26 protein-coding genes are annotated in these 25654 nt (G+C 67.1%); 9 read left to right on the top strand and 17 right to left on the bottom strand.

The genetic code is table 11. The annotated features are described in order from the left end of the window. Window positions 1-42: 42 nt before the first annotated feature. The 3 genes from ABE464_RS09865 to ABE464_RS09855 all read left to right on the top strand — a co-directional run bounded on the left by ABE464_RS09865 (window position 43) and on the right by ABE464_RS09855 (window position 2240). Window positions 43-1218 carry a thiolase family protein gene (locus tag ABE464_RS09865; protein ID WP_346471800.1) on the top strand — a complete coding sequence of 392 codons (1176 nt, stop codon included), beginning with the start codon at window positions 43-45 and terminating at the stop codon, window positions 1216-1218. 124 nt (window positions 1219-1342) lie between these two features. Further along, window positions 1343-1684, top strand: coding sequence for a hypothetical protein (locus ABE464_RS09860; protein WP_088434503.1), 342 nt, complete (start codon window positions 1343-1345; stop codon window positions 1682-1684). Between the two features lie 151 nt (window positions 1685-1835). After that, complete coding sequence (locus ABE464_RS09855) at window positions 1836-2240, top strand: hypothetical protein (protein WP_346468254.1); 405 nt, start codon at window positions 1836-1838, stop codon at window positions 2238-2240. A 62-nt stretch (window positions 2241-2302) separates the two neighbouring features. On the opposite strand, the gene ABE464_RS09850 is transcribed toward ABE464_RS09855, so the two are convergent. Continuing rightward, entirely contained in the window at window positions 2303-3934 is a 1632-nt protein-coding gene (locus ABE464_RS09850) for an isovaleryl-CoA dehydrogenase (RefSeq protein WP_346471799.1), read from the bottom strand. 109 nt (window positions 3935-4043) lie between these two features. Here ABE464_RS09850 and ABE464_RS09845 point away from each other — a divergent pair, with 109 nt between their 5' ends. The 4 genes from ABE464_RS09845 to pdeM are packed head-to-tail and all read left to right on the top strand — an operon-like array spanning window position 4044 to window position 9748. Next, window positions 4044-5051, top strand: a complete 1008-nt coding sequence (locus ABE464_RS09845) for a ligase-associated DNA damage response exonuclease (protein WP_346471798.1) — start codon at window positions 4044-4046, stop codon at window positions 5049-5051. Beyond that, the gene (locus ABE464_RS09840) at window positions 5048-6652 is read left to right on the top strand and encodes an ATP-dependent DNA ligase (protein ID WP_346471797.1); all 1605 of its coding nucleotides are present in this window, start codon (window positions 5048-5050) and stop codon (window positions 6650-6652) included. The genes ABE464_RS09845 and ABE464_RS09840 overlap by 4 nt, the downstream gene beginning before the upstream one ends. A gap of 14 nt (window positions 6653-6666) precedes the next feature. After that, a complete protein-coding gene (locus tag ABE464_RS09835) occupies window positions 6667-9114 on the top strand; it encodes a ligase-associated DNA damage response DEXH box helicase (protein ID WP_346471796.1) in 2448 nt (815 codons plus the stop codon). Continuing rightward, window positions 9104-9748, top strand: coding sequence for a ligase-associated DNA damage response endonuclease PdeM (gene pdeM / locus ABE464_RS09830; RefSeq protein ID WP_346471795.1), 645 nt, complete (start codon window positions 9104-9106; stop codon window positions 9746-9748). The genes ABE464_RS09835 and pdeM overlap by 11 nt, the downstream gene beginning before the upstream one ends. Before the next feature lie 34 nt (window positions 9749-9782). Here the strand turns inward: pdeM and ABE464_RS09825 are convergent, their stop codons facing one another. The 8 genes from ABE464_RS09825 to ABE464_RS09790 all read right to left on the bottom strand — a co-directional run bounded on the left by ABE464_RS09825 (window position 9783) and on the right by ABE464_RS09790 (window position 15535). Then, a complete protein-coding gene (locus ABE464_RS09825; RefSeq protein ID WP_346471794.1) occupies window positions 9783-10055 on the bottom strand; it encodes a hypothetical protein in 273 nt (90 codons plus the stop codon). A gap of 256 nt (window positions 10056-10311) precedes the next feature. After that, a complete protein-coding gene (locus tag ABE464_RS09820; protein ID WP_346471793.1) occupies window positions 10312-11559 on the bottom strand; it encodes an NAD(P)/FAD-dependent oxidoreductase in 1248 nt (415 codons plus the stop codon). Window positions 11560-11623: 64 nt separating this feature from the next. Beyond that, window positions 11624-11830, bottom strand: a complete 207-nt coding sequence (locus ABE464_RS09815; RefSeq protein ID WP_019183439.1) for a cold-shock protein — start codon at window positions 11828-11830, stop codon at window positions 11624-11626. 88 nt (window positions 11831-11918) lie between these two features. Then, complete coding sequence (locus ABE464_RS09810) at window positions 11919-12665, bottom strand: S-methyl-5'-thioinosine phosphorylase (RefSeq protein WP_346471792.1); 747 nt, start codon at window positions 12663-12665, stop codon at window positions 11919-11921. After that, window positions 12665-13219: a hypoxanthine-guanine phosphoribosyltransferase gene (locus ABE464_RS09805; RefSeq protein WP_019183441.1), complete on the bottom strand. Its 555-nt coding sequence runs from the start codon at window positions 13217-13219 to the stop codon at window positions 12665-12667. The genes ABE464_RS09810 and ABE464_RS09805 overlap by 1 nt, the downstream gene beginning before the upstream one ends. After that, on the bottom strand, window positions 13219-14226 hold the full coding sequence (gene nagZ / locus ABE464_RS09800; protein ID WP_346471791.1) for a beta-N-acetylhexosaminidase: 1008 nt from the start codon (window positions 14224-14226) through the stop codon (window positions 13219-13221). The genes ABE464_RS09805 and nagZ overlap by 1 nt, the downstream gene beginning before the upstream one ends. A gap of 67 nt (window positions 14227-14293) precedes the next feature. Further along, entirely contained in the window at window positions 14294-14986 is a 693-nt protein-coding gene (locus ABE464_RS09795; protein ID WP_346471790.1) for a DsbA family oxidoreductase, read from the bottom strand. Between the two features lie 45 nt (window positions 14987-15031). Continuing rightward, window positions 15032-15535: a CYTH domain-containing protein gene (locus ABE464_RS09790; RefSeq protein ID WP_346471789.1), complete on the bottom strand. Its 504-nt coding sequence runs from the start codon at window positions 15533-15535 to the stop codon at window positions 15032-15034. A 78-nt stretch (window positions 15536-15613) separates the two neighbouring features. On the opposite strand from ABE464_RS09790, the gene ABE464_RS09785 reads away from it, so the two are divergent. Beyond that, window positions 15614-16225, top strand: a complete 612-nt coding sequence (locus tag ABE464_RS09785) for a hypothetical protein (RefSeq protein WP_346471788.1) — start codon at window positions 15614-15616, stop codon at window positions 16223-16225. Between the two features lie 12 nt (window positions 16226-16237). Here the strand turns inward: ABE464_RS09785 and rlmD are convergent, their stop codons facing one another. After that, window positions 16238-17572 (bottom strand): 23S rRNA (uracil(1939)-C(5))-methyltransferase RlmD, encoded by a 1335-nt coding sequence (gene rlmD, locus ABE464_RS09780; RefSeq protein WP_346471787.1) that lies wholly within the window; start codon window positions 17570-17572, stop codon window positions 16238-16240. A gap of 137 nt (window positions 17573-17709) precedes the next feature. Between rlmD and ABE464_RS09775 the strand changes: the two genes are divergently transcribed. Next, on the top strand, window positions 17710-18444 hold the full coding sequence (locus ABE464_RS09775) for a response regulator (RefSeq protein ID WP_346472010.1): 735 nt from the start codon (window positions 17710-17712) through the stop codon (window positions 18442-18444). A 70-nt stretch (window positions 18445-18514) separates the two neighbouring features. Here ABE464_RS09775 and recO read toward each other — a convergent pair whose 3' ends face one another. The 7 genes from recO to ABE464_RS09740 all read right to left on the bottom strand — a co-directional run bounded on the left by recO (window position 18515) and on the right by ABE464_RS09740 (window position 25637). Next, window positions 18515-19240, bottom strand: a complete 726-nt coding sequence (recO, locus tag ABE464_RS09770; protein WP_346471786.1) for a DNA repair protein RecO — start codon at window positions 19238-19240, stop codon at window positions 18515-18517. A gap of 31 nt (window positions 19241-19271) precedes the next feature. Next, window positions 19272-20168, bottom strand: a complete 897-nt coding sequence (gene era, locus ABE464_RS09765) for a GTPase Era (protein ID WP_346471785.1) — start codon at window positions 20166-20168, stop codon at window positions 19272-19274. Continuing rightward, window positions 20165-20845: a ribonuclease III gene (gene rnc, locus ABE464_RS09760; protein WP_259259534.1), complete on the bottom strand. Its 681-nt coding sequence runs from the start codon at window positions 20843-20845 to the stop codon at window positions 20165-20167. Before rnc ends, era begins: the two co-directional genes overlap by 4 nt. Next, on the bottom strand, window positions 20835-21218 hold the full coding sequence (locus ABE464_RS09755) for a DUF4845 domain-containing protein (protein WP_259259533.1): 384 nt from the start codon (window positions 21216-21218) through the stop codon (window positions 20835-20837). The genes rnc and ABE464_RS09755 overlap by 11 nt, the downstream gene beginning before the upstream one ends. A gap of 33 nt (window positions 21219-21251) precedes the next feature. Further along, window positions 21252-22046, bottom strand: coding sequence for a signal peptidase I (gene lepB, locus ABE464_RS09750; protein ID WP_123730522.1), 795 nt, complete (start codon window positions 22044-22046; stop codon window positions 21252-21254). Between the two features lie 103 nt (window positions 22047-22149). Beyond that, on the bottom strand, window positions 22150-23940 hold the full coding sequence (gene lepA / locus ABE464_RS09745; RefSeq protein WP_346472009.1) for a translation elongation factor 4: 1791 nt from the start codon (window positions 23938-23940) through the stop codon (window positions 22150-22152). A 167-nt stretch (window positions 23941-24107) separates the two neighbouring features. Beyond that, entirely contained in the window at window positions 24108-25637 is a 1530-nt protein-coding gene (locus tag ABE464_RS09740; RefSeq protein WP_346471784.1) for a DegQ family serine endoprotease, read from the bottom strand. Window positions 25638-25654: the final 17 nt, after the last annotated feature.

Genomic DNA, 25654 nt, shown 5'->3' with positions numbered 1-25654 from the left:
GTTCCCATTCCGCTCTTCGCTCACGCACCAAAGAGATTGCACATGTCCAACATCGTCATCGCCGCCGCCAAGCGCACCGCCATCGGCTCCTTCCTGGGCCAGTTCAATGGCGTGCCGACCCCGACCCTCGGGTCCACCGCGATCGCCGCGGCCCTGGCGCAGTCCGGGGTACCGGCTGCAGACGTTTCCGAAGTGATCATGGGCTGCGTGCTGCCGGCCAATCTCGGCCAGGCGCCGGCCCGCCAGGCCGCGATCGCCGCCGGGATTCCGGTTTCCACCGGCGCCACCACCCTCAACAAGGTGTGCGGCTCGGGCATGAAGGCCATCATGCTGGGGCATGACCTGATCAAGGCCGGCTCGGCCAGCATCGTGGTTGCCGGCGGCATGGAGTCGATGTCCAACGCCCCGCACATGCTCCCCAACTCGCGTACCGGCAACCGCTTCGGCAATTTCCAGGCGGTCGACCACATGGCCCACGACGGCCTGGTCAACGCCTATGACGGCAAAGCAATGGGCGAGTTCGCCGAGTGCACCGTCGACAAGTTCCAGGTCAGCCGCGAGGAGCAGGATGCCTTCGCCATTGAATCGGTGCGCCGCGCACTGGCTGCGCAGGCCAGTGGCGCCTTCGATGACGAAATCGTGCCGGTGAAGGTGAGCACCCGCAAGGGCGAGGTCGAGTTCGCGCAGGACGAGCAGCCGGGCCGTTCGGACATCACCAAGATCCCGACCCTGCGCCCGGCCTTCAAGAAGGACGGCACGGTCACCGCGGCCAGTTCCTCGAGCATTTCCGATGGCGCTGCTGCCGTGGTGCTGCTGACCGAAGAGGACGCCGCCGCCCGCGGGTTGCAGCCGCTGGCCCGCATCGTCGGCCATGCCACCCACTCGCAGGCGCCGGAGTGGTTCACCACCGCCCCGATCGGTGCGATCCAGAAGCTGCTCGAAAAAACCGGCTGGACGCTGGACCAGGTGGACCTGTTCGAGATCAACGAAGCGTTCGCCGTCGTGGCGATGGCGCCGATCCGCGAACTGGGCATCCCGCATGACAAGGTCAACGTCAACGGGGGCGCCTGCGCACTGGGCCATCCTATCGGTGCCTCGGGTGCGCGCTTGGTGGTCACACTGGTGAACGCATTGCGCAAGCGTGACGCCAAGCGCGGAATTGCTACCCTGTGCATCGGCGGCGGCGAAGCAACCGCCATCGCTATCGAATTGATTTGATTTGATTTAACGCGCATTTCTCAAAACTGAATGCGCGACCGCTTGACAGCCAATCTTGGCTTGTCATCATGTTGCCGGGCGCGCAATAGCGCGTTGCCTAATCTAACGACGAGGATTCACAACAATGAGCATCAACAAGCTGCTGATCGCAATGGCCCTGGGCCTGGCTCTGACCGCCTGCTCGAAGCAGGAGCAGGCTGCTGACGCCGCCGCTTCGGCCAACGAAGCCGCCGCTGACGCCCAGGCCGCTGCTGACCAGGCCGCTGCTGCTGGCGCCCCGGCTGCTGACGCTGCCCAGGCTGCTGCCGACACCGCCACCACCGCTGCTGACGCTTCGGCTGATGCCGCTGCCCAGGCTGCTGGCGCTGCCACCGACGCTGCTGCCGACCAGGCTGCCGACGCTGCCAAGGCTGCCGAAGGCACCGCCGAGAAGGCCAAGGACGCTGCTGAAGAAGCCAAGAAGTAATAACTTCTTTCTTCAAGCAAGTCTGAAGAAGCCGCTGGTTCGCCAGCGGCTTTTTCTTTGGGCGCGTTTTGAGCAGGCCCCGCCACCCACCGGTTCTTCACAGACGCATGAATAGGCTGGCCTCCCATCCATCGCCTTACCGGAGCGCCACATGAAGATCCGTCCGTTGACCACCTCCCTGCTGGCCGCTTCCCTGCTGCTCGGCCTGGCCGCGTGCAAGGGCCCGGAGGCCGAACAGGCCCGTCGCGATGCCGCCCAGGCAGCCGACAGCACCAACGCCGCCGCGCGCGAAGCCGTCGACAAGGCTGCCGCAGCGACCCGCAATGCCGCCGATGACGCGGCTGCCGCCTCCGAGCGCGCCGCCGCCGATACCCAGCAGGCACTCGACCGTGCCGCTGCCGCCACCTCCGAAGCGGCGGGCGAAGCCAAGGTCGCCGCCAAGGATGCCGCGGCCCACGCCAGCGACTCCACCGCCGATGCCGCGCAGAAGGTGGCCGACAAGGCGCGTGATGTTGCCGACGACGCGCAGAAGAACGCCAACGAAGCCAAGCGCTGAGCCAGGCACGCTGTCCGAACCGTGGTTGTCGCAACGCCCCCTCCCCGGAGGGGGCGTTTGCGTTACGGCAGTGCGCGGCTCAGGACGGCGCCGAAGTCCACATCGGTCGGCAGCGTCCCGAACGCCATCCCATGCTCGGCCCCCAGCCGTGAGCGGATGAAGGTGGAGGCGGCCGGGCTCTGCGCGCGCAGCAGCACGGCCGCCTGCAACAACAACGCCAGCCGTTCGGTGATGCGACGCGCCTGCGCCTGCTCAGGCGTTGCCGCGAGCTGGGCACGCAGCGCGCGCGATGCAGCGTCATAGATCGCATCCACACCGGCCACGGTGTCCAGCTCCGCCTCCAGCGCATGCAGCACCTGCGGTTCGCGCGACAGCGCACGCAGCACATCCAGGCATTGGATGTTGCCGCTGCCTTCCCAGATCGAATTCAATGGGGCCTGCCGATACAGCCGCGGCAGCATCGACTCCTCCACATAGCCTGCACCACCGAGGCATTCCTGGGCTTCGTTGACGAACACCGCAGCCCGCTTGCACACCCAGTACTTGCCTACGGCGGTGGTGACGCGTGCGAAGGCAGCCTGCTGCGGATCGTTGCCGGCCTGGTCCACGGCGCGTGCCACGCGCATGGCGAACACCGTGGCCGCTTCGGATTCGATCGCCAGATCGGCCAGCACATTCGTCATCAGCGGGTGCTCGCACAACCGCTTGCCGAAGCTGTTGCGGTAGCGCGTGTGATGCATCGCCTGGGCCAGCGCCATGCGCATCTCCGCTGCAGCGCCGAGCATGCAGTCCAGCCGGGTCATCATCACCATACCGATGATGGTCGCCACCCCTCGCCCTTCCTCGCCGACACGCTGCGCCAGGGCCCCGCACAGCTCCACTTCGCTGGAGGCGTTGGACCAGTCCCCGAGCTTGTCCTTCAAGCGCATCAGGTGGAACGCATTGCGGTTGCCATCGGCCAGGCGCCGGGGCATCAGGAAACAACTCAAGCCCCCCGGTGCCTGCGCCAGCACCAGGAACCCATCGGACATCGGCGCGGAAAAGAACCACTTGTGCCCGACCAACGCATAGCTGCCATCGGCCTGGGGCTCGGCGCGGGTGGTGTTGCTGCGCACGTCCGAACCGCCCTGCTTCTCGGTCATGCCCATGCCCAGCGTGATCCCGGCCTTGTCGGCGATCGGCACGTCGCGCGGGTCGTAGTGCGGGGCTGCCGCCTTGTCCGCCCAGTCGGCCAGCGACGGCGCCTGCCGCAGCACCGCAACGGCGGCGTGGGTCATCGTCAGCGGACAACTGGTGCCGGCTTCAGCCTGATGGTGCAGATAGCTCAACGCCGCGCGCGCGACATGTGCGCCAGGACGGCCGTCGTGCCACGACAGCCCGGCCACGCCATGCGTCTTCGCCGCGGCCATCAACTGGTGGTAGGCCGGATGGAACTCGACCGTATCGATGCGATGGCCCTGCGCATCATGCGTGCGCAACCGCGGCCGGTCGCGGTTGGCATCGAATCCGAGCCGGTACAACTCATCGCCGGCAAGGCCGCCATAGCGCGCCAGCTGGCCCACGAACGCAGCGCCGCCTTCGCGCTGTACCGCGTCGGCCAGCGCCACATCGTCAGCCCATAAATTGCGTCCCGCGAAGGGCGGCGGCTGGTTGCTCACCTCGTGCGTCTCGAACGCGGGCAGTGCAGGCGTCATCGGGGCACCCTCCTTGCAGACAGAGGCTTCGATTCTGCCGCATCCCCGGATGGGCCGCCGTTCATGCGGATTCTCACCTCCTGCACGAGCGCGGCGGCACAGTGCAGGCATGAACGTGGATGCCGACAACGACGATCTGGTGGTGCTGCGCCCGGAGGGGCTGTACTGCCCGGCCGGTGATTTCCATATCGATCCCTGGCGCCCGGTGCCGCGCGCGGTGATCACGCACGGGCATGGCGATCACGCACGCAACGGGATGGGCCACTACCACTGCACCACACAGACCCTGCCGATCCTGCGCTGGCGGCTGGGCGATGTGGACTGCACAGCACATGATTACGGTGAACGCTTCACGCTGGGCGACACCGAGGTCTCGCTGCATTCGGCCGGGCATGTGCTTGGCTCGGCGCAGGTGCGGATCGCGCATGCCGGACGGGTCTGGGTGGCCTCGGGCGACTACAAGCGCCAGCACGATCCCAGCTGCGACCCGTTCGAGGTGGTGCCGTGCGATACCTTCATCACCGAAGCGACCTTCGGCCTGCCGGTCTACCGCTGGCCGGACACCGCTCAGGTCGCCGCGGACATCGTCGCCTGGCGGCGCGAGTGCGAAGCGCGTGGTGAGGCGGCCGTGCTGCTGTGCTACGCGCTCGGCAAGGCGCAGCGCATCCTTGCCGAACTGCTGCCACTGGATGACCAGCCGGCGCTGTTGCATGGCGCGATCGCGACCGGCGTGGCCGTCTACCGCGAGGCCGGGATTGCGATGCTGGCCACCGAGCCGGTCAGCGAACAGGCCAGCGGTGCCGAGTTTGCGGGGAAGCTGATTCTCGCCCCACCCTCCGCTGCCGGCAGCGCGTGGATGCGCCGCTTCAAGCGCGCCCAGCTGGGCTTTGCCTCCGGCTGGATGCGGGTGCGTGGCAACCGCCGCCGGCGCAACTACGATCGCGGCTTTGTGGTTTCCGATCATGCCGACTGGCCCGATCTGCTGCGCACCATCGCCGAGACCGGCGCCCGCCGCGTCATCGCCACCCACGGCAATACCGATGCGCTGATCCGGTTCCTTCGCGAGCGGGATGTCGCTGCCGAAGCCTTCGCCACCGGCTATGGGGACGAAGAATGAAACGCTTCGCCGCGCTTTACAGCGAACTGGACCGCAGCACGGCCACCGGCGATAAACGTGGCGCGCTGGTGCGCTACTTCCAGCAGGCGCCACCGCACGATGCCGCGTGGGCGCTGTTCCTGCTGGCCGGCGGCAAGGTCAGCAGCGCGCGCCAGAAGATCGCCGGCAATGCCGAACTGCGCGCGTGGGTGGCCGAGATGTCCGATACACCGGCGTGGCTGGTGGACGACAGCTACGACCAGGTCGGCGATCTGGCGGAGACACTTACCCTGCTGATGGACGATCCGCTGCAGACCGGCGCGGATATCGCGTTGGCTGACTGGATCGAACAGAAACTGCTGCCGGTCGCCAATCAACCCGAACCGGTGCGCCACGCGGCCATCACCGGGGCGTGGCGACAGCTCGCCTTCGACGAGCGGCTGGTGTTCAACAAACTGCTGACCGGCGCGTTGCGCGTGGGCGTGTCGCAACGGCTGGTGCAGCAGGCGCTGGCCGAGTGGTCCGGCATTGATATCGCGCGCATCGCACAGCGCATGCTGGGCACCTGGGTACCCACGCCCGGCCTGCTGGCCGCGTTGCTGTCACCGGAAGAGCGCCCGGAAGATCGGCAGCAGCCCTACCCGTTCTTCCTGGCCTCACCGCTGGAGGCGGCGGTCGACACGCTTGGGCCGATCAACGACTGGCTGCTGGAATGGAAATGGGATGGCATCCGTCTACAGGTGCTACGCCGGCAAGGCGAGGTCGCGCTGTGGTCGCGCGGCGAGGAGAGGCTGGACGGGCGCTTCCCGGAAATCGAGGCGGCCGCGATGGCGCTGCCCGATGGTTGCGTGATTGATGGCGAGCTGCTGGCCTGGGCCGAGGGCGACGATCTTCCCTTGCCCTTCACCGCGCTGCAGACGCGCATCCAGCGCCTCAAGCCAGGCCCCAAGACACTGCGCGATACGCCAGTGCGCGTGCTCGCCTACGATCTGCTTGAACTCGACGGTGAAGACCTGCGCGCCCTGCCGCTCTCGCAGCGGCGGGCTCGCCTGGCCGAGGTGCTCACCACACTGGACGACCCGCGCCTGATGCTGTCGCCGCTGGTCACCGTCGCAGACTGGAACGCGGCTGCCGTTCAGCGCGATCTGGCCCGCGAGCGCGGCGTGGAGGGCCTGATGCTCAAGCGCGGCGACTCGGTCTACCAGGCCGGGCGCCGGCGCGGCGACTGGTGGAAGTGGAAGATCGATCCGCTGACCATCGATGCGGTGATGATCTACGCGCAGTCCGGCCACGGCCGCCGCAGCATGCTCTACACCGATTACACCTTCGGGGTGTGGGATGGCGAAACGCTGGTGCCGGTGGCCAAGGCCTACTCGGGGCTGGACGACAAGGAAATCCTCGCACTGGACCGCTGGATCCGCGCAAACACGATCGAGCGCTTCGGGCCGGTCCGCAGCGTGCGTGGCGAGCAGGTATTCGAACTCGGCTTTGAAGCGGTGAACCGCAGCAAGCGGCACAAATCCGGCATCGCCGTGCGCTTCCCGCGCATCCTGCGCTGGCGCCACGATAAGCCGGCCAGCGAAGCGGACACTCTGGCCCAGCTGCAGGCACTGGCGCGGTGACGCGACGCGAGGCCATGACCCGCCTGACGGCGTGGTTCGCCAGCCGGGGCTGGGCGCCGCTGCCGTTCCAGAAGGCCATGTGGCGCCACTATCTGGCCGGCCAGTCCGGCCTGCTGCACACACCCACCGGCAGTGGCAAGACGCTGGCAATGTTTGGCGGACCGCTGCTGCAGGCGCTGCATGATCCGCCGCCGCGAATCACCCGCGGCCGCGCGAAGACACCGGTGCCGGTACTGCAGGTGTTGTGGATCACGCCACTGCGCGCGCTCGCGGCCGACACGGCGCGCGCACTGCGTGAGCCGCTGGATGCGCTTGGGTTGGATTGGCAGGTGGGCCTGCGTACCGGCGATGCGAGCGCGCGCGACAAGCGGCTGGCGCGCGAGGGCCGCCTCGATGTGCTGGTCACCACGCCGGAGTCGCTGGCGCTGTTGCTCAGCTATCCCGACACGCTGGCGCGCCTGCAGCACCTGCGCTGCGTGGTGGTGGATGAGTGGCACGAACTGCTGGGCAACAAGCGCGGCGTGCTGCTGCAGTTGAACCTGCGCCGCCTGCGCGATGCCCTGCCCGCACTTCAGGTATGGGGGCTGTCGGCCACGCTCGGCAACCTGGACGAGGCACGCGACGTGCTGCTGCCGGACGTGCCCGACGCGCCCTTGGTGGCTGGCGCCCGCCCGCGCCCGGTCAGCGTGGAAACGCTGCTGCCCGCGCAGGGCGAGCGTTTCCCGTGGGCAGGCCATCTGGGTCTGTCGCAGCTGCAACGCGTGCTGGAGAAGCTGCTGACGGTGCGCACGAGCCTGTTGTTCACCAATACCCGGGCGCATGCCGAACTGTGGCACCAGGCGCTCTCGGCGGTGTGGCCGGAAGACCCGGCCACGCTCGCGCTGCATCACGGCTCGCTCGACCCTGCCCTGCGTCGCGCTGCCGAGGAAGGCCTGCGCGAAGGCCGGCTGCGCTGCGTGGTGGCGACCTCCAGTCTGGATCTTGGCGTTGATTTTCCCAGCGTCGATCAGGTGCTGCAGATCGGCAGCCCCAAGGGCATCGCACGGCTGCTGCAACGCGCAGGGCGCGCCAAGCATCGCCCAGGCGAATCCGGCCAGATCGTGTGTGTGCCCTCGCACGCGCTGGAGCTGGTCGAGTACGCGGCGGCGCGGCGTGCGCTGGCGCATGGTCACATCGAAGCACGCCGGCCGCTGCGGCTGTCGTTGGATGTCCTGGCGCAGCACGCGGTGAGCTGCGCGCTCGGCGGTGGCTTCGATCCCGAGGCGCTGTTCGAGCAGGTGCGACGTACGCATGCTTTCGCCGCACTGGACCACGCGCACTGGGACGGCGTGCTGGAGTTCATCGTGCAGGGCGGTCGCGCGCTGTCGCAGTATCCGGACTTCCACAAGGTCGTGCGCGATGACGATGGCCGCTATCGCGTACACGACCGTCGCGTCGCGCTGCGGCATCGTCTGTCGATCGGCACCATCACCAGCGATGGCAGCGTCATGGTGCAGTTCCTGCGCGGCGGCAGGCTCGGCGCGGTGGAGGAGCAGTTCCTCAGCCGGCTGCGCCCGGGCGACCGCTTCCAGTTCGCCGGCCGCCTGCTGGAGCTGGTGCGCCTGGAGAACCTGACCGCCTACGTGCGCGTTGCCCGCGGCGGCGATGGCGTGGTGCCACGCTGGCAGGGCGGTCGGCTGCCACTCTCGGAAGCGCTTGGGCATGAAATGGAGACCGTGCTGGCCAGCCCACCGGACAGCCCGGAGATGCAATGGCTGGCGCCGCTGTTGTCGCTGCAGACACGCCTGTCCGCGCTGCCCGCACCGGATCGGCTGCTGGTGGAGCACGTCCGCCGCCGCGAGGGCCAGTTCGTGTTCGTGTATCCCTTCGCCGGGCGGCAGGTCAATGAAGGGCTGGCCGCATTGATGGCGATGCGCTGGACGCGGTTGCAGACCAATACCTTCGGCTACGCGGCAAATGACTATGGCTTCGTGCTGTCACCTGCGCGCGCTGTCGAGATCGATGCCGCCGGCGTGCGCGCGCTGCTCGAGCCGGAGGGCTTGCTCACGGATCTGCGCGAAAGCCTCAACCTGGGCGAACTCGCACGACGCCAGTTCCGCGACATCGCGCGCGTGTCCGGCATGCTGGTGCCGGCATTGCCAGGACGCACGCCGCGCAGCCTGCGTCAGCTGCAGGCGTCCAGTGGATTGCTGTACGACGTGCTGCGCCAGCACGATCCGGATCACATCCTGCTGACGCTGGCCGAACACGAAGTGCTGCACGATCAACTCGACCTGGACAGTCTGGCCCGCGCGCTGTCGTCCTGCCAGGCACGCACGCTGACCCTTCAGCACCCCACCAGCCTCGGACCGCTGTCGTTCCCGCTGTGGGCCGAGCGGCTGCGCGGCCAGCTCAGCAACGAAGACTGGAAGACCCGCGTACTGCGCGCGGCACAGCAATTGGAGAATCGTCATGGCGCCTGAGCTGCCGATCACCCTGGCTGGCGAAACCGTGCACCTGCTGGGCGCTCGTGCGCTCTATTGGCCTGCGCGGCAGGGCCTGTTGATCGCCGATCTGCATCTGGGCAAGGCCGATCTGTTCCGGCGTGCGGGCATCGGGTTGCCCAGCGGCGGCACGCAGGATGATCTGGGGCACTTGGGCCGCCTGGTGCAGCAGCATGACGTGCGCCAGCTGTGGATTCTAGGCGACGTCCTGCATGGTGCGGCCCATCGCGCGGCATGGTATCGCCAGTGGCAGGGGTGGCGCGAGCAGCATCCGGACCTGTGGATCGGCGCGTTGGAAGGCAATCATGATCGCGTGCTGCCCAAGGCCGACCTGGGCATCGAGTTGCTGGGCGAACGGGTGCAGGAAGGTCCGTTCCTGCTGCGCCACGCACCGCAATCGCACCCGGGGCTGCATGTGCTGTGTGGTCATCTGCATCCCCTGGCGCGTCTACCGGGCATGCAGCGGCGCTGGCCGGCGTTCTGGCTGCGCGATGCACTGACCATCCTGCCGGCATTCTCACGCTTCACGGCCGGCATCGCCCCCGTGGTAGCGGCCGGGGAGCGTCTGGTGGCCTGCGTCGAAGACCAGACCATCGCACTGCCGGCGCGCTAGCCTGGCCAGCGCGCAACGGCATTCAACGCGATGCTCAGGCCGCCGTCGCCACCAGCAGGTCCGGCATCAATCGAATATCCGGTGCATTCGGATTGGGACGCACCGGTTGCCGCTGGATCGCGGTCAACATCTCGTGTGCGGAGGCACGGATGCGCGGGTGGTGTTCCGGCGCAGCGTGGGTAATGAGGCTGGTGACATGGAATTCAAATACATCTTCCATTACATCCGGCTGATCCTCATGCAGCATCTGCAGTAGTCCGCGAAGTTTGCGGATTTCACTTTCCAGAGTTTCGGCCGAGAACAGCATTTCAATCTCCTTGGGTTGCGATCGGTCCACAGGACCGTGAGTCGCAAACACAGCCCCACAGGACCACCGGGTGGTGGCGCTGCTCTTGGCGATCAGGAATCGGACAGAGCACCAGCGGAAGCAACATGACGCGTTTCGAACACGCACACGCCTGCTGCGTTTGCCTGAGTGTTGTCCCATGCGGGCGGTGAGTCCACCGTCAATGAATGTTATTCACACCTTCACATCGCCGCGCATGCGCTGCTACGCGTGGTTATCAGCTGATGCGATCACGCGCATGTGCGTCGTTCAATGCGTCGACGAATCCTGGTGACAAGGGCAAGCGCCCCAGCCAACCGCGCTGTGTGCCACTGAGCACGCGCAACATGTGGCCGCGCCCACCCGGCATGCGCCCCATGGGCTGGAACAGCACATCACGTGCGCGCGCCAGCCCATCACGATCGGACTGGAACAACGGGGTCAGCCAGCGGCTCCAGTACTGGTAGATCGCGACATGCGCGCGCCGCTGCGTCTGATACGCCTGCAGTGCGGCCTCCAACGCCCCATGCGTGCGCAGGGCGTCGCGCAGGGCCAGCGCGTCCATCAGCGCCATGTTCACCCCCTGCCCCAGCTGCGGGCTCATCGCATGCGCGGCATCGCCAGCCAGCACCAGCCGCTCGCGATGCCAGCACGACATCACCGCATCGCGATAGCCCGCGCGAGCCAGCTGGTTCGGCTCACGCACACCGGCCAGGCGCGCGTGCGCCTGCGGCCACAAGGTCGCGATCTCATCAAGCCAGCGTGCCATCCCGTCGCGTTCCCACTGCGCGAACTGGTCACGCGGCAGGCTCCAGAAAAAACTCAACTGCGGTGCATCATGGCCGGGACGGGTGCCCACCGGCAGCAGCCCGATCATCTTGCGGGCCGCGACATAACGTTGGCGCAGCTCATCCACGTGCGGCCAATCCTCACGTGGCAACAGGCACCACAGCGCGCCCCACGGGTATTCGCGGTCGAGTACGGTGCCCTGCACCTGCGTGCGTAGCGTCGAGGCCGCGCCATCGGCCGCAATCACCAGGTCGTAGGGGCCATGCCAGCTCCCGCGCGCATCGCGCAGTCGCCCCTGCGTGGTATCCACCGCCGTGATCGCCGTATCAGGCTGGAGATTGGCGGGGTGTTCCCACGCCTCGGCCAGCAGCGAGAACAACGCGCCCCGTTGCATGCCCACGCCATGCAGCCGCTCATCGAGCTGCGCATAGCGCATGTCCATCACCGCGCGTCCGCACGGCGTCTCGCCGTACAGCCGTCGCACGCTGGCGCCGTGGCGCAGCACATCGGGCAGCAGCCCCATCTGCCACAGCACGTCCAGGCCGCTGGGCTGCAGCAGGAAACCGGCGCCGACCGGACCGGGCGTAGCGGCACGCTCGAACACGTGCACATCGTGATGATCGCGTGAAAGCAGGATCGACAGGACCTGCCCGGCGGTGCCGTAGCCGACGATGGCGATGGTGCGGCGTGGAGACATGCGCTTACTCACTGATGAAAAAAAACCCCGCCGAAGCGGGGTTTTCAATGCGCAGCCGAGAGAATCACTCAGCCGGCACGATGTTCGAGGCTTGGGCGCCCTTCGGGCCCTGGGTCACGTCATAGGTGACCTTCTGGCCTTCCTGCAGACTGCGGAAGCCCTTGGAGTTGATCGCGGAGAAGTGCGCGAAGACGTCGGCGCTGCCGTCCTCCGGCGAGATAAAGCCAAATCCCTTGGCGTCGTTGAACCACTTGACGGTACCGTTCGGCATGGTGATGCGAGACCTTCTTCTATGAATGGGTGGTGTACGCTCAACCAGCGCACTGGCGGAGTATGCAAACCTTGTACCGGAATGACAATCACCCCCGTGCCAATTCACCGATCAATTCGGGCAGGCCGGAGGAGGCAGCGTCCACATTGGCCAGCACTTCGGCCATCGTGATTTCATCGCCATCGCCACAGCCGGCGGCCCAGTTGGCCACAATCGCCAGGCACGCATAGTCCAGGCCAAGCTCACGCGCCAGGCTCGCTTCGGGCATCCCGGTCATGCCGACCAGATCGCAGCCATCGCGTCGCATGCGCGCGATTTCCGCATTGGTTTCCAGCCGCGGGCCCTGGGTGGCGCCGTAGCAGCCGCCGTCCTGCAGGCGCACGCCAGTGACTTTCGCCGCGGCCAGCACCTTGCTGCGCAGCATCGGCGTGTAGGGATGGCCGAAGTCCACGTGCAGCACCTCGGTACCCGGTTCTTCGCACAGGGTGGAGATGCGACCCCAGGTGTAATCGATCAACTGATCCGGGCAGGCCAGCACGCGCGGGCCGAAATGCTCGGTGATGCCGCCGACGGTGTTGAGCGCAAGCACGCGCTGCGCACCGATCTGCTGCAGCGCGGCGAGATTGGCGCGGTAGTTGATCTTGTGCGGCGGCAGCGAATGGCCTTCGCCATGACGCGCCAGGAAGGCCACGCGCTGGCCCAGCAGCGTGCCGACGCGGATCGGACCGGACGGGGTGCCGTAGCGCGTCTCGATCTGGTGGCTGCTCACGTCGTCGAGCTGGGCCAGCTTGTAGACGCCGGTGCCGCCAATGACGGCGAGAGAAATGTGTTCCATCATTCCTTCATCGCGTAGATGGCGGGCACGCAGCGCAGCGTCTCGTTGACGTCCATGCCGAAGCCGAACACATAGCGGTCCGGCAGGTCGATGCCGGCGTAGTCGGCCTTGACGTCCGGCAGCGCGCGGTCGTGCAGCTTGACGGTCAGTGCGGCGATGCGTACGTCGGTAGCGCCCTGCTCCAGGCACCAGGTGCGCACGCCCTGCAGCGTGTAGCCCTCGTCGAGGATGTCATCGACCAGCAGCACGCGGCGGCCGAACAACGCGGTGGCCGGCTTGTGCTTCCAGACCAGGTCACCGCCGGTGGTTTCACCGCGGTAACGGGTGGCATGCAGGTAATCGAACTGCACGTCCTGGCCGCGTGCACCCAGTTCCAGCGCGAGCTGGCCGGCGAACGGCAGCGCGCCGTGCATGATCGACAGGAACAACGGGACCTCGCCCTTGTAATCGCGCGCGATGGCGTCGGCGATGCCAGCGATGGCCTTGTCGATGGTGGGACGGTCGACCAGCAGGTCGGCCTGGGCCAGGGCCTGGGAAATGGTGAGGTTGGGCATCAGACGGTTCTTCCAAGGGTGTCAAGCAAACGGGATTGGGTGGTGCCATGGCGGGAATCGGCCAACAGGCCGTCCCAGCCCAGCGCGCCGCGACCGATCAGGCCGATCAACGCAGCGGTGTTGAGAGTGCGGCCTTCGACCGCGCGCAGCGATTCTTCCACCAGTTCGGGGTGGCAGACCAGCACTACGTCGCAGCCGGCATCCAGGTGCGCATCCACGCGCGCCTTCACGCCGCCGGCCGAGAACGAAGCGGCCATGCCGATGTCATCGGAGAAGACCACGCCGCGGAAGCCCATCTCCTCGCGCAGGATCTGCTGGATCCAGCGCGGCGAGTAGCCCGCCGGTTCCGGCGCGACCTGCGGGTAGACCACGTGGGCCATCATCACCGCATCGGCGCCGGCGGCGATGCCGGCCGCGAACGGGATCAGGTCCAGCGCGCGCAGTTCATCGAGCGTACGCGGGTCGCTCGCATCGTGGAAATGGGTGTCTTCCAGCACGGTGCCGTGCCCGGGAAAATGCTTGAGCGTGGCGGCCATGCCGACGCTGTGCATGCCACGCACATAGGCGGCGGTGAACGCAGCAACCACCTGCGGGTCCGCACTGAACGCGCGATCGCCGATGGCCAGGTTGCCACGCCCCAGATCGACCACCGGGGCGAAGCTGAGGTCCACGCCGCTGGCGCGAACTTCGCTGGCCATCAGCCAGGCATGCTGCTCGGCCAGGGCCAGCGCGGCGTCGGGATCGGTGGCATACAGGGCATCGAAGCCCTGCAGCGGCGGCAGCGCGCTGTAACCCTCACGGAAGCGCTGCACGCGGCCGCCTTCCTGGTCCACGCAGATCAGCTGCGGGCGCGGCGCGGCGGCGCGGATGGCCGCCGACAGCTCGGCCACCTGCTCACGCGAGGCGAAATTGCGCTTGAACAGGATGACGCCGGCCACGGCGTCGTGCTGCAGCCATTCGCGTTCCTGGGCGGTGAGTTCGGTCCCGGCAACGCCGATCACGAGCATGGGATGTCTCCAATACGGGGCGCCACGATGGCGCACCGCCGCATTGTCGCAGAACCCGCGCGCAGCGTCAGACCTTGCAGCCGTCCGGGCCGCAGTCATCGCCTTGCCCACCAGCCCCTGCGGGCAGGCTCTGCGCTGCGATCTGGCGCAACGCCTCGGCGAAGGCTTCGGCTGGCTGGGCGCCCTGGATGGCGTACTTGTCGTTGATCACAAAGGTGGGCACCGACTGAATACCCAGTGCCTGCGCCTGGGCAAGCTGGGCCTGGATCTCCTCCAGCCCTTCGTCACCGGCCAGCAACGCGGTGATGCGCGCCGCGCTGAGGCCACCGGTGGCGCCGGCGGCGATCAGGGTCTGCGGGTCGGCCAGATTGCGGCCCTCCACGAAATGCGCGCGGAACAGCGCCTCGCCGACCGCCGCCTGGTCGCCTTCACGCTCGGCCAGCCACATCAGCCGATGTGCGGGCAGCGTGGTCACCCGGACCTGGCCCTGGTCGAAGTCCATCGGCAGGCCTTCGGCGCGTGCCGTGGTCTGGGTCTGGGTCAGGATCTGCTGGGTGCGCTCGGCGCTGCCGAACTTGGCTACATAGGCCTCACGCAGCGGTACGGGGGTCGTGCCCGCGTCGGGATCCAGCAGGAAGGGGTGCCAGTGCACCTCTACCTCGGGGGCGTCCTCACCCAAGAGCGCCAGGCCCTGCTGGAACCGGTGCTTGCCGATCCAACACCAAGGGCACACCACATCCGACCAGATATCGATTTTCATCTGGCCAGATTGTGGGTGCTGCGAGGCGTTTACAAGGTCTACCGGTCAGCCGCGTTCAGCGCTGGACCAGCGCGAGAAGGGATGCGCGGCCAGCGCCAGGTTGTAGTAGCGGACCTGGTCGGTGACTTCAGCGCCGGCCCAGCCGGGCAGCGTGATCGCCTGATCGGCATGCTCGAGTTCGACTTCGGCCACCACCAGCCCGGCGTTGTCGCCCAGGAATTCGTCCACTTCCCAGAGCAGCCCCTCGTGTTCGACCAGATGCCGACGCTTGTCGATCAGCCCACCGACACACAGCGCCAGCAGCGCGCGCGCATCGTCGACCGGAATCGGATAATCGAACTCCTGCCGGGTGTGCCCGATCTCGCGCGATTTCATGTTGAGGAAAGCCTGCTCGCCCTGGATGCGCACCCGCACCGAGGCCTTCTGCGCGCCGCTGTCCAGCGAGGCGGTGTCGTTGAGATAGCCCTGCGCCATCGGGATGACGGCATGCGCGCCGGTGCGCCAGTCGTCGCCGGTAACGAGGTATTTGCGTTCGATTTCAATGCCCATGCCCACAGTATGCGGCGATCACGGCACGGCGGCCACGCCCGCCTTCTATACTGGTCGGCTGCCCCGCAAGGACACCCCATGACGCCCCTCTTCCCCACCCTGTTGCTGACCCTGCTGCCGTTGAGCGCACTCGCGGCCACAGCGCCCACGCCTGCACAGATCGAGGCGGCGATCATGGCCATGGTCGAGGCCGAGAAGAAGCCGGCCACGACTACCCAGGCGCTGATGCTGCAGTCGATGTTCACGCCGCGCGGGTTCGAACATGGGCCGTGCTTCGCCAGCAAGACGGTCACCGGTGCCTACGAGTGCCTGGTCGGCATGGAGATCGGCCTCAAGAACCGCTACCGGATGCTGCGCTTCGTTCCGCAGGGCATGGGCTGGGCGATGCAGCGGGCCGATGTCGATGCGCCGGTCCCTCCGCGCGAGCGGGTCCGAGCGCTGCTCGTTGAACAGCTTGATCGCCGTGCCGAGGCTAGCGACGATGCCGCCGAGCGCGATGCACTGCACGCCTTCCAGCAGCGCCTGCAGATTGTCGAGATCAAGGACTGCGAACTGCACAGCATGCAGGTGCCGGAGATCCGCTGCGATGTCACCGCCGGGGATGACACCGAGCGCGGCACCCAGCCGCAGACCTATGTGTTCGATGCACAAGGCCAGTGGCAGAACGCCGCGCCGGATGACGGCCCCTGAGGTCGAACGCCGTCAGCGCTTTTCGAATACCGCGATGCTTTCCACATGCGCGGTGTGCGGGAACATGTCCATCGCGCCAGCCGAGACCAGAGTGAAGCCCTGCTCGTTGACCAGATAGCCGGCGTCGCGTGCCAGCGAGCCGGGGTGGCAGCTCACGTAGACGATCCGCTTGAACTGCTTCAGTGGCAGCTGCTGGAGCACTTCGATGGCGCCCGAGCGTGGCGGATCCAGCAGCAGCTTGTCGAAGCCCTGACGCATCCACGGGGCCTGCCGCTGGTCCTGGGTCAGGTCCGCGGCGTAGAACTCCGCATTCTCCAGCCCGTTGCGGACCGCGTTCTCACGCGCACGCGCCACCAGGCCGGCGTCACCTTCCACACCGACCACGTTGCGTACGGTGCGCGCCAGCGGCAGGGTGAAGTTGCCCAGCCCGCAGAACAGATCCAGCACGCGCTCGTCCGGACCGGCATCGAGCAGGGCCAGCGCGTGGGCGATCATCTGCACATTGAGCTTGGCGTTGACCTGGATGAAATCCAGCGGACGGAACGCCAGTTCCACATCCCACGGTGCCAGCTTGAACGACAACGGCACCTCGGCCGGCCACAGCGGCTGCACGGACTCCACGCCACCGGGCTGCAGCGAAATCGCGAAGCCGTGCGCCTGCCCGAAGGCGATCCACGCGGCACGGTCGGCATCGCTGAGCGGCTGCATGTGGCGGATCGTCAGCATGATCGCGTCATCGCCGGCGATGAATTCGATCTGAGGGATATCCCGTTTGCCATCGAGCGTTTCGATGAACTCGGAGAGCACCCCGACCTTCATGCCGATCTCGGGAATGACGGTCAGGCACTGGCTCAGGTCCGCGACGAAGCGCGGGTCCAGTTCACGGAAGCCGACCAGCGTCTTGTCCTTCTTCTCGACGCGGCGCACCGAGAAGCGGCCCTTGCGACGATAGCCCCAGCTGTCGCCGACCAGCGGCGGCAGCACGGTGCCCGGGGTGACGTGGCCGATCCGGGTCAGGTTGTCGATCAGCACGCGCTGCTTGGCCACGATCTGCTGCGACTCCTCCAGATGCTGCAGCACGCAGCCGGCACAGACGCCGAAGTGCGGGCAGCGCGGGGCCACCCGCTGCGGCGAGGCCTTCACCACCTCCACGGTCCGGGCTTCATCGAAATGTCGATTGCGCGCGGTCGGCTCGGCGGTCACCACCTCACCCGGCAGCGCGCCGGTGATGAAGGTGACCTTGCCGCCTTCGCCATCACGGCGGGCGACGCCGCGGCCGTCATGGCTGAGGTCGAGGATGTCGGTCTGGAAAGGGGTACGGTCGAGGCGGGAGCGGGTTCGGGCCACGTGGCAACAGGCTGCGGGCAAAAAGGGTGCGTATTGTCGCAGATACCAACTGCCAACTGACTTGCCGCCCGCTGAAACCGCTTGCAGGCGGGGACTTCGCGTTTACTATGGAGGCAGCTGACATGGAGGCAGCCCAAATGCAGATGACCCCGAGGGATCCCATGCCCCGATTCCTGCTCGTCGAGGACGACACCATCAGCCGCGGCTTCTTCAAGGCCGCGCTGGAAACCCTGCCGGCGGAGGTGGATACCGCCGATTCGCTGGCCACGGCGATGGACCGCGCCCGCGGCAACCAGCACGACCTGTGGCTGATCGACGTCAATCTGCCCGACGGCAATGGCACGCAACTGTTGCAGGAACTGCGCCGCTCGCGGCCCGACACGCCGGCCCTGGCCCATACCGCCGATGGCGACACCTCGATCCACTCGCGGCTGCGCGATGCCGGTTTCAGTGAAACCCTGGTCAAGCCGCTGAGCCGCGAGCATCTGCTCAAGGCCGTCCGCCGCGCCCTCGTGCATACGGCGGGCAGCCTGTCCGCCCCGGCCGTTGCCGAGTCCGACGCGCCCGAGGGCGAGCGCCAGGACTGGGACGAAACGACGGCCCTGGCCGCGCTGAATGGGCAGCGCCACCACCTGATCGCCCTGCGCGAACTGTTCCTGGCCGAGTTGCCCGGGGTTCGCGACGCGGTTGCCCAGGCCCTTCGAGAGGACGATGTGCGGGCCCTGCGCGGGCAGCTGCACCGGCTGCAGGCGAGCTGCGGGTTCGTCGGTGCCGCGCGTCTGGCGCGGGCAGTCCGTCAGTTGCACCAGGCCCCGGAATCCACTGGCGCCCGGGATCGCTTCCGTGTCGCGGTCGACGCCTTGCTGCAGTGAGCACAGGCGGCAGCCGGGGCACCGGCGCCGCTTTGAGTCACCCCGCCACCAGGCTGCGGCCTGCCTGCGCTTACGTGCGGCGGCGGGCCAGGTCCTCGAGCATCTCCCAGGATTTCAGCCCTCGCCCGCCCAGGTGGTGCATCAGCACCGCGCGCATGGGGCGGCGCAGGCTGCCCAGATCCTCAGGCCCCGGCATCTCATCGGCAGCCAGCGCCAGCAAGGCGCTGCCGGTAGCCGTGCCGCGGCGCTGGTCCACGCCGCGGTCGCTGAGCAGCCGACGCGGCCCCTCCTGCGGATCCAGCTCGTACCGCGCCGCCGGGTCGACCGGCTCCTCATCGCTGCCATGCAGCAGGTCGAAGCCAAAACCCAAGGCCTCCAGCAGGTCGCGTTCGAAACGGCGCAGGGTCCAGGCCAACGGTTCACCAACGCGCAGCCGCGCGCGGACCTGCGCGTAATGGTCGTAGAGTTCGGGCAGCGGATCCTGGCGGGGCGCCAGCCGCATCATCAGTTCGTTGATATAGAAGCCGGCCAGCATCGCTTCGCCGGTCAGCCGCGGCGCGGCGTCCAACGCCTCGGCACCGCGCAACTGGGCCAGCTCGCCGCGCTGCACGGCGGTCAGCCGGATCCACTGCAGCGGCTGCAGGGCCGCGCGCAACGCCTGGCTGCGCGGGCTGGAGACGCCACGCGCGAGCACCCCGATCCGGCCGTATTGTTCGGTCAGCACCTCGACCAGCAGGCTGGTCTCCCGCCAGGCCCGGGCGTGCAATACGAAGGCCGGCTCATCCTCGATGCGCATGGCTCAACCGCCCGGGGCCGGTGGGGCCGGCTTATTCGTAGCCGAACGCCTTGAGCGCGGCTTCGTCGTCGGACCAGCCTTCGCGCACGCGCACCCAGGTTTCCAGGAAGACCTTGGCACCGAACAGGCGCTCCATCTGCAGGCGCGACTTGGCGCCGATCTCCTTCAAGCGGGTGCCGGCCTTGCCGATCACGATCGCCTTCTGGCCTTCGCGCTCGACCCAGATCACCGCGCCGATGCGCAGCAGGTTGCCGTCTTCGACGAAGCGCTCGATCTCGACCGTGGTCGCGTACGGCAACTCCTCGCCCAACTGGCGCATCAACTGCTCGCGGACCAGTTCACCGGCGAGGAAGCGCTGGCTGCGGTCGGTGATCTCGTCCTCGCCGAACATCGGCGGGGCTTCCGGCAACAGCTTCATCAGGTCGCGGACCAGCGATTCCAGGCCGTTGCGCTTCTGCGCGGAGATCGGGTGCACCGCCGCGAACGTGCGGCCTTCGGTGACCTGCTGCAGGAACGGCAGCAGCGCGCCCTTGTCCTTCAGCCGGTCGATCTTGTTGACCACCAGCACCACCGGGATGCCCGAATCGCTCAGCACGTTGAAGGCCAGGGTGTCTTCATCATCCCAGCGGCCGGCTTCGATCACCAGCATGCCGGCGTCCACGCCCTCGAGCGAGCCGCGCGCGGCGCGGTTCATCACCCGGTTCATGGCGCGCTTCTGCGCACGGTGCAGGCCGGGAGTATCGACCAGGACGATCTGGCCCTCCGGGTAACTGGCGATACCCAGCAGCCGGTGCCGCGTAGTCTGCGGACGGTTGGAGACGATGCTGACCTTGGCGCCCACCAGGGCGTTGGTCAGGGTGGATTTGCCGACGTTGGGGCGACCGATGACGGCCACGCTGCCGGAACGATGGGGGATAGCTTCGTTCACTTGGAATCCAGTTGCTCAAGGGCGGCGGCAGCCGCTTGTTGTTCGGCCAGCCGTCGCGAGGCACCTTCGCCTTCGGTGCTGACAGCGGGGTCGGTTACGCCGCAGCGTACCCGGAAGGTCTTGGCGTGATCGTCACCCGATTCTGACACCAGCTCGTACAGCGGCAGCGCCTTCTGTCGGGCCTGCAGCCATTCCTGCAGGCGGGTCTTGGGGTCTTTCTCGGGCTTGCCGGTGGCCGGCAGGGCCTGCATCGAGGCCAGGAACCACGGCAGTACCACGGTCTGGCAGACGGCAAAGCCGGCATCGAGGTAGATCGCCGCGACCACCGCTTCCAGCGCGTCGGCCAGGATGGAGTCGCGACGGTGCCCGCCGGTCTTCATCTCGCCGGGCCCCAGGATCAGGCGATCGCCCAATTGCAGCTCGCGCGCGATCACCGCCAGCGCGCCTTCGCGCACCAGCTCGGCGCGGGCGCGGGTCAGCGCGCCTTCGTCAGCCTTGGGCCAGCGTTCGTACAGCGCCTGGGCCACCATCATGTTGACGATGCTGTCGCCGAGGAATTCCAGCCGCTCGTTGTTGGGCGAGCCGGCGCTGCGATGCGTCAAGGCCTGCTTGAGCAGGCCCGGATCGTTGAAGGCGTGACCAATCAGGTCACCGCGTTGGAAGGTCTTAGTCGGCACCGCTACGGGTCAATTCCTGGTTTGAATCAAATTTGCCCACCACGTCCAGATTGCCGATCAGTTCACGGCGCACTTCGTAGTAGACCTTCATGTTCCAGCCGCCATCGATGCGATCAAACTTCACGTTGGCAGGCTTCACGTTCTCGGAGTAATTGATGTACAGGCGCTTGAAGAACATGTCCTGGACGCGGCGCGGCTCCATGTTGCCCACGCCGGGCTCCTTGGCCAGGCTCTTCATCGCCGAACGTACGGCGTAGTACTCCTGGTACATCGGGAACAGCTTCATGCCGATGTACAGGCCGAAGGCGACCACGATCAGCACCACCAGGAACGAGGTCAAGGTGATGCCGCGCTGCGATGTCATGCTCTTCATTGCGTTTCTCCCCAGATACGCGTGTGCCATGAATCAATGGATGGCCGTACCGATCCGCGACGGTTCAAAACCGTCCTTGCAGAACCAGCCCGAGCAGTTCAGCCAGATCAGGAAGGCCTTGCCACGGAGATTCTCCTCCGGCAGCAGGCCCCAGAAGCGGCCGTCGTCACTATTGTCGCGGTTGTCGCCCATGACCAGGTACTTGCCGGCCGGCACGGTCCACTGGCCCTGCCCGCGAGCGTAATCGGTCTCGAGCACGGTGTGGGTGCGGCCCGGCAGGTGCTCGACCAGCAGCGAGCTGCCCTCGCCCTGGCCATTGTGCCCGGCGTACAGACCCTTGTTGTCGTAGGTGACCGGCTCGCCGTTGAGGATCAGCCCGTTGCCCTGGAACTCGATCTGGTCACCCGGCACGCCGATCACGCGCTTGATGAAGTTCTCGCCCTTGGCCGGATCGTTGTCCGAATGGCCCGGGAAGTGGAACACCACCACATCGCCGCGCTTGGGCTCGCCGAACGGCACCACCTTGGCATTGTTCAGCGGCAGGCGCAGGCCGTAGGAGAACTTGTTGACCAGGATGAAATCGCCGATCAGCAGGTTGGGCATCATCGAGCTGGACGGAATCTTGTACGGCTCGGCAATGAAGCTGCGCACCACCAGCACGATCGCCAGCACCGGGAAGAACGCCCGTGCGTAATCGACCATCACCGGCTCGGTATCCAGCAGGCCGGCACGCTGGGCGCGGCGCTTGGCGAAGTACAGCTTTTCGCCCAGCAGGATCAGGCCCGAGGCCAGCGTCAGTACGACCAGGAGGATCTCAAACAATTTCATGCAGTGTCCTTGGGAACGATTGCAGCGGTGCGGGGGTGGTTCCCTGCGCGCCCGGCGACACCGGGAGGGTGCCGCCTGCCGCCACCGGGAAGGCCATCCGGCCTTACTTGTCCATCTGCAGCACGGCCAGGAAGGCTTCCTGCGGGATTTCCACGCGGCCGACCTGCTTCATGCGCTTCTTGCCTTCCTTCTGCTTTTCGAGCAGCTTCTTCTTGCGCGAAACGTCGCCACCATAGCACTTGGCCAGCACGTTCTTGCGCATGGCCTTGACCGTGGTGCGCGAGATGATCTGCGAGCCGACGGCAGCCTGGATGGCCACGTCGAACTGCTGGCGCGGGATCAGCTCTTTCATCTTTTCGCACAGCTCGCGGCCGCGGCGGTCGGCATGGCTGCGGTGCACGATCAGCGACAGCGCATCGACCTTGTCGCCGTTGATCAGCACGTCCACGCGGACGAACGGACCGGCATCGAAGCGCACGAAGTGATAGTCCAGCGAGGCGTAGCCGCGGCTGACCGACTTGAGCTTGTCGAAGAAGTCCAGCACCACTTCGGCCATCGGCAGCTCATAGCTGATCTGCACCTGGCTGCCCAGGTAGTTGATGCCGATCTGGCTGCCGCGCTTTTCTTCGCACAGCTTGATGATGTTGCCGATGTACTCCTCGGGGGTGAGTACGTTGGCACGGATGATCGGCTCGCGGATCTCATCGACCATGTTCACCGGCGGCAGCTTGGCCGGGTTGTCCATGTTGATGATGCTGCCGTCGGTCTTGAGTACTTCATAGACCACCGTCGGCGCGGTGCTGATCAGATCCAGGTTGTACTCGCGCTCCAGGCGCTCCTGCACGATTTCCATGTGCAGCATGCCCAGGAAGCCGCAGCGGAAGCCGAAGCCCATCGCCTCGGAGCTTTCCGGCTCGAAACGCAGCGCGGCATCGTTCAGGCGCAGCTTGTCCAGCGCTTCGCGCAGGTCCGGGTAATCCTCCGCATCGACCGGGAACAGGCCGGCGAACACGCGCGGCTGCATTTCCTGGAAGCCCGGCAGCGGCTTGGCGGCCGGATCGGCGGCCATGGTCAGGGTGTCACCGACCGGCGCACCGTGCACGTCCTTGATGCTGGCCGTCACCCAGCCCACCTCACCGGCGTTCAGTGCCGGCAGCACCTTGCGCTTGGGGGTGAACACGCCGACGTTGTCGACCTGGTGGTTGCGGCCGGTGGACATCACCTGCAGCTTGTCGCCGGCCTTGATCTGGCCCTGCATCACGCGCACCAGCGAGACCACGCCCAGGTAGTTGTCGAACCACGAGTCGATGATCAGCGCCTGCAGCTTGTCGGTATCGCGCGGCACCGGCGGCGGAATGCGATGCACGATCGCTTCCAGCACGTCGCCCACGTTCAGGCCGGTCTTGGCGCTGACCGCCACGGCGTCGGTCGCATCGATGCCGATCACGGCCTCGATCTCGGCCTTGGCACGGTCGATGTCGGCGGTGGGCAGGTCGATCTTGTTGATCACCGGCACCACTTCCAGACCCTGCTCGACGGCCGTGTAGCAGTTGGCCACGGACTGCGCTTCCACGCCCTGGGCCGCATCGACCACCAGCAGCGCGCCTTCGCAGGCGGCCAGCGAGCGGCTGACTTCATAGGAGAAGTCGACATGCCCGGGGGTGTCGATGAAGTTCAGGTGGTAGGTGTGGCCATCTTTGGCGACATACGGCAGCGAGACCGACTGCGCCTTGATGGTGATGCCACGCTCGCGCTCGATCGGGTTCGAGTCGAGCACCTGCGCCTCCATCTCACGGGCCTGGAGGCCACCGCAAAGCTGGATGATGCGATCGGCCAGCGTGGACTTGCCGTGGTCGACATGGGCGATGATGGAGAAGTTGCGGATGAACCGCATCGAATCAGAAGACATAGGTGGCGGCGGCGCGTCGCGTCGTCAGGATGACTGCGGATTATCGCATGGCCGGCCCGATCCCGCGTGGGCCCCGTAGCGATTGTCGCCAACGGCCCCCCAGAAACGACCAGGCCCGCCGAAGCGGGCCCGGAAACGCAGGCGGGGCGGGCTTATTGGCCGGCCTTGACCGGCACGAAGGCGCTGTTGCCGTTGGCGCGGACCAGCAGCATGACCACATCGCCCTTGCTGTAACCGCTCAACGCCTTGTTCAGCGCGGCCACACTGCCCACTGGCGTCCGTCCGACCTGCAGCACCACCATGCCCTGGGACAGGCGCGCATCCCGTGCCGACTGACCGGTGACCCGGGTGATGCGCACGCCCTCGCCCGAGGCCAGGCCCAGCTGCTGGCGCTGCGGCGCGGTCAGATCGGCCACCTCCAGCCCCAGCAGGGCGTTGGCGCCGGTTTCCGGCTTGGCCGCATCGGCCGCCTGGGGCGTGTTGCCGCGTTCGGCGTCTTCGGCCAGCTCGGTCAGCGTGGCGGTGATCTCGCGTTCCTTGCCCTCACGCAGCACCACGATGCGCACCTTGGTTCCCGGCGGCAGGGCACCAATCATCGGCGGCAGGTCGCTGGACACATTGATCGGCGTGCCGTTCACGGACCGGATCACGTCACCGACCTCCAGGCCGGACTTGGCTGCGGCGCTGCCGGGAACCAGCTGGTTCACCAACGCGCCCCGGCTGTCGGGCAGCTTGAAGCCCTGCGCGACATCGGCCGTGACGGCCCCGACCATGGCGCCAAGCTGGCCGCGGCTGACCCGGCCGTTCTTCTTGATCTGCTCGACCGCGCCCATGGCCAGATCGATCGGGATCGCGAAGCTGATGCCCATGTAGCCGCCGGAGGCGGAGAAGATCTGCGAGTTGATGCCGACCACTTCACCCCGGGTATTGAGCAGCGGGCCACCGGAATTGCCCTGGTTGATCGCCACGTCGGTCTGGATGAAGGGGACGTAGCGCTGATCGGCGCCCCCGGTGCTGCGGCCGACCGCGCTGACGACGCCGGCGGTGACCGAATGATCCAGGCCGAACGGCGAACCGATGGCGACGACCCACTGACCCGGCTTGAGCGTATTGGAATCGCCCACCCGCACCGTCGGCAGGTTCTTGCCGTCGATCTTGAGCAGCGCAACGTCGTACTGCTGATCGCTGCCGATGACCTTGGCGGTGAACTCGCGGCGGTCGCCGAGCTTGACCTTCACTTCGCTGGCGTCGGCAACCACGTGATAGTTGGTCAGCACATAGCCATCGGCCGAGATGATGAAGCCCGAGCCCATGCCACGGCCCTGGATGCGCGGGCTGTCGTCCTGGCCACCGGGGCCCTGCCCCGGCATCTGGAAGTCCGGGCCGAAGAAGCGGCGGAAGAACTCGGGCATCTCATCATCGCCCCCCGGGCCCATGGCGCGGGCCTGGCGGTTGCTGCGCACGATGGTGGTTTCGACGTTGACCACGCCCGGCCCGACCTGTTCGACCAGGTTGGTGAAGTCCGGCAGGCCACTGACCAGTTGCGGCGCAGGCGCCCGTGGTGCGGCGGCGGCCGGTGCGGCCGGAGTCGCAGGCGATGGCGAGGGCGACTGCGCACAGGCCACCAGCGGGAGCGTCATGGCGATCAGCGCCAGGGCATGGGTACGGATACGGGCGGTCATCAGACACGAACCTCCGG

The sequence above is a fragment of the Stenotrophomonas sp. TWI587 genome, assembly GCF_039674145.1.
Taxonomy (GTDB): domain Bacteria; phylum Pseudomonadota; class Gammaproteobacteria; order Xanthomonadales; family Xanthomonadaceae; genus Stenotrophomonas; species Stenotrophomonas maltophilia_AY.
The sequence above is the reverse complement of the archived record's forward strand: the minus strand, read 5'-3'. Positions and strand labels throughout refer to the sequence as shown.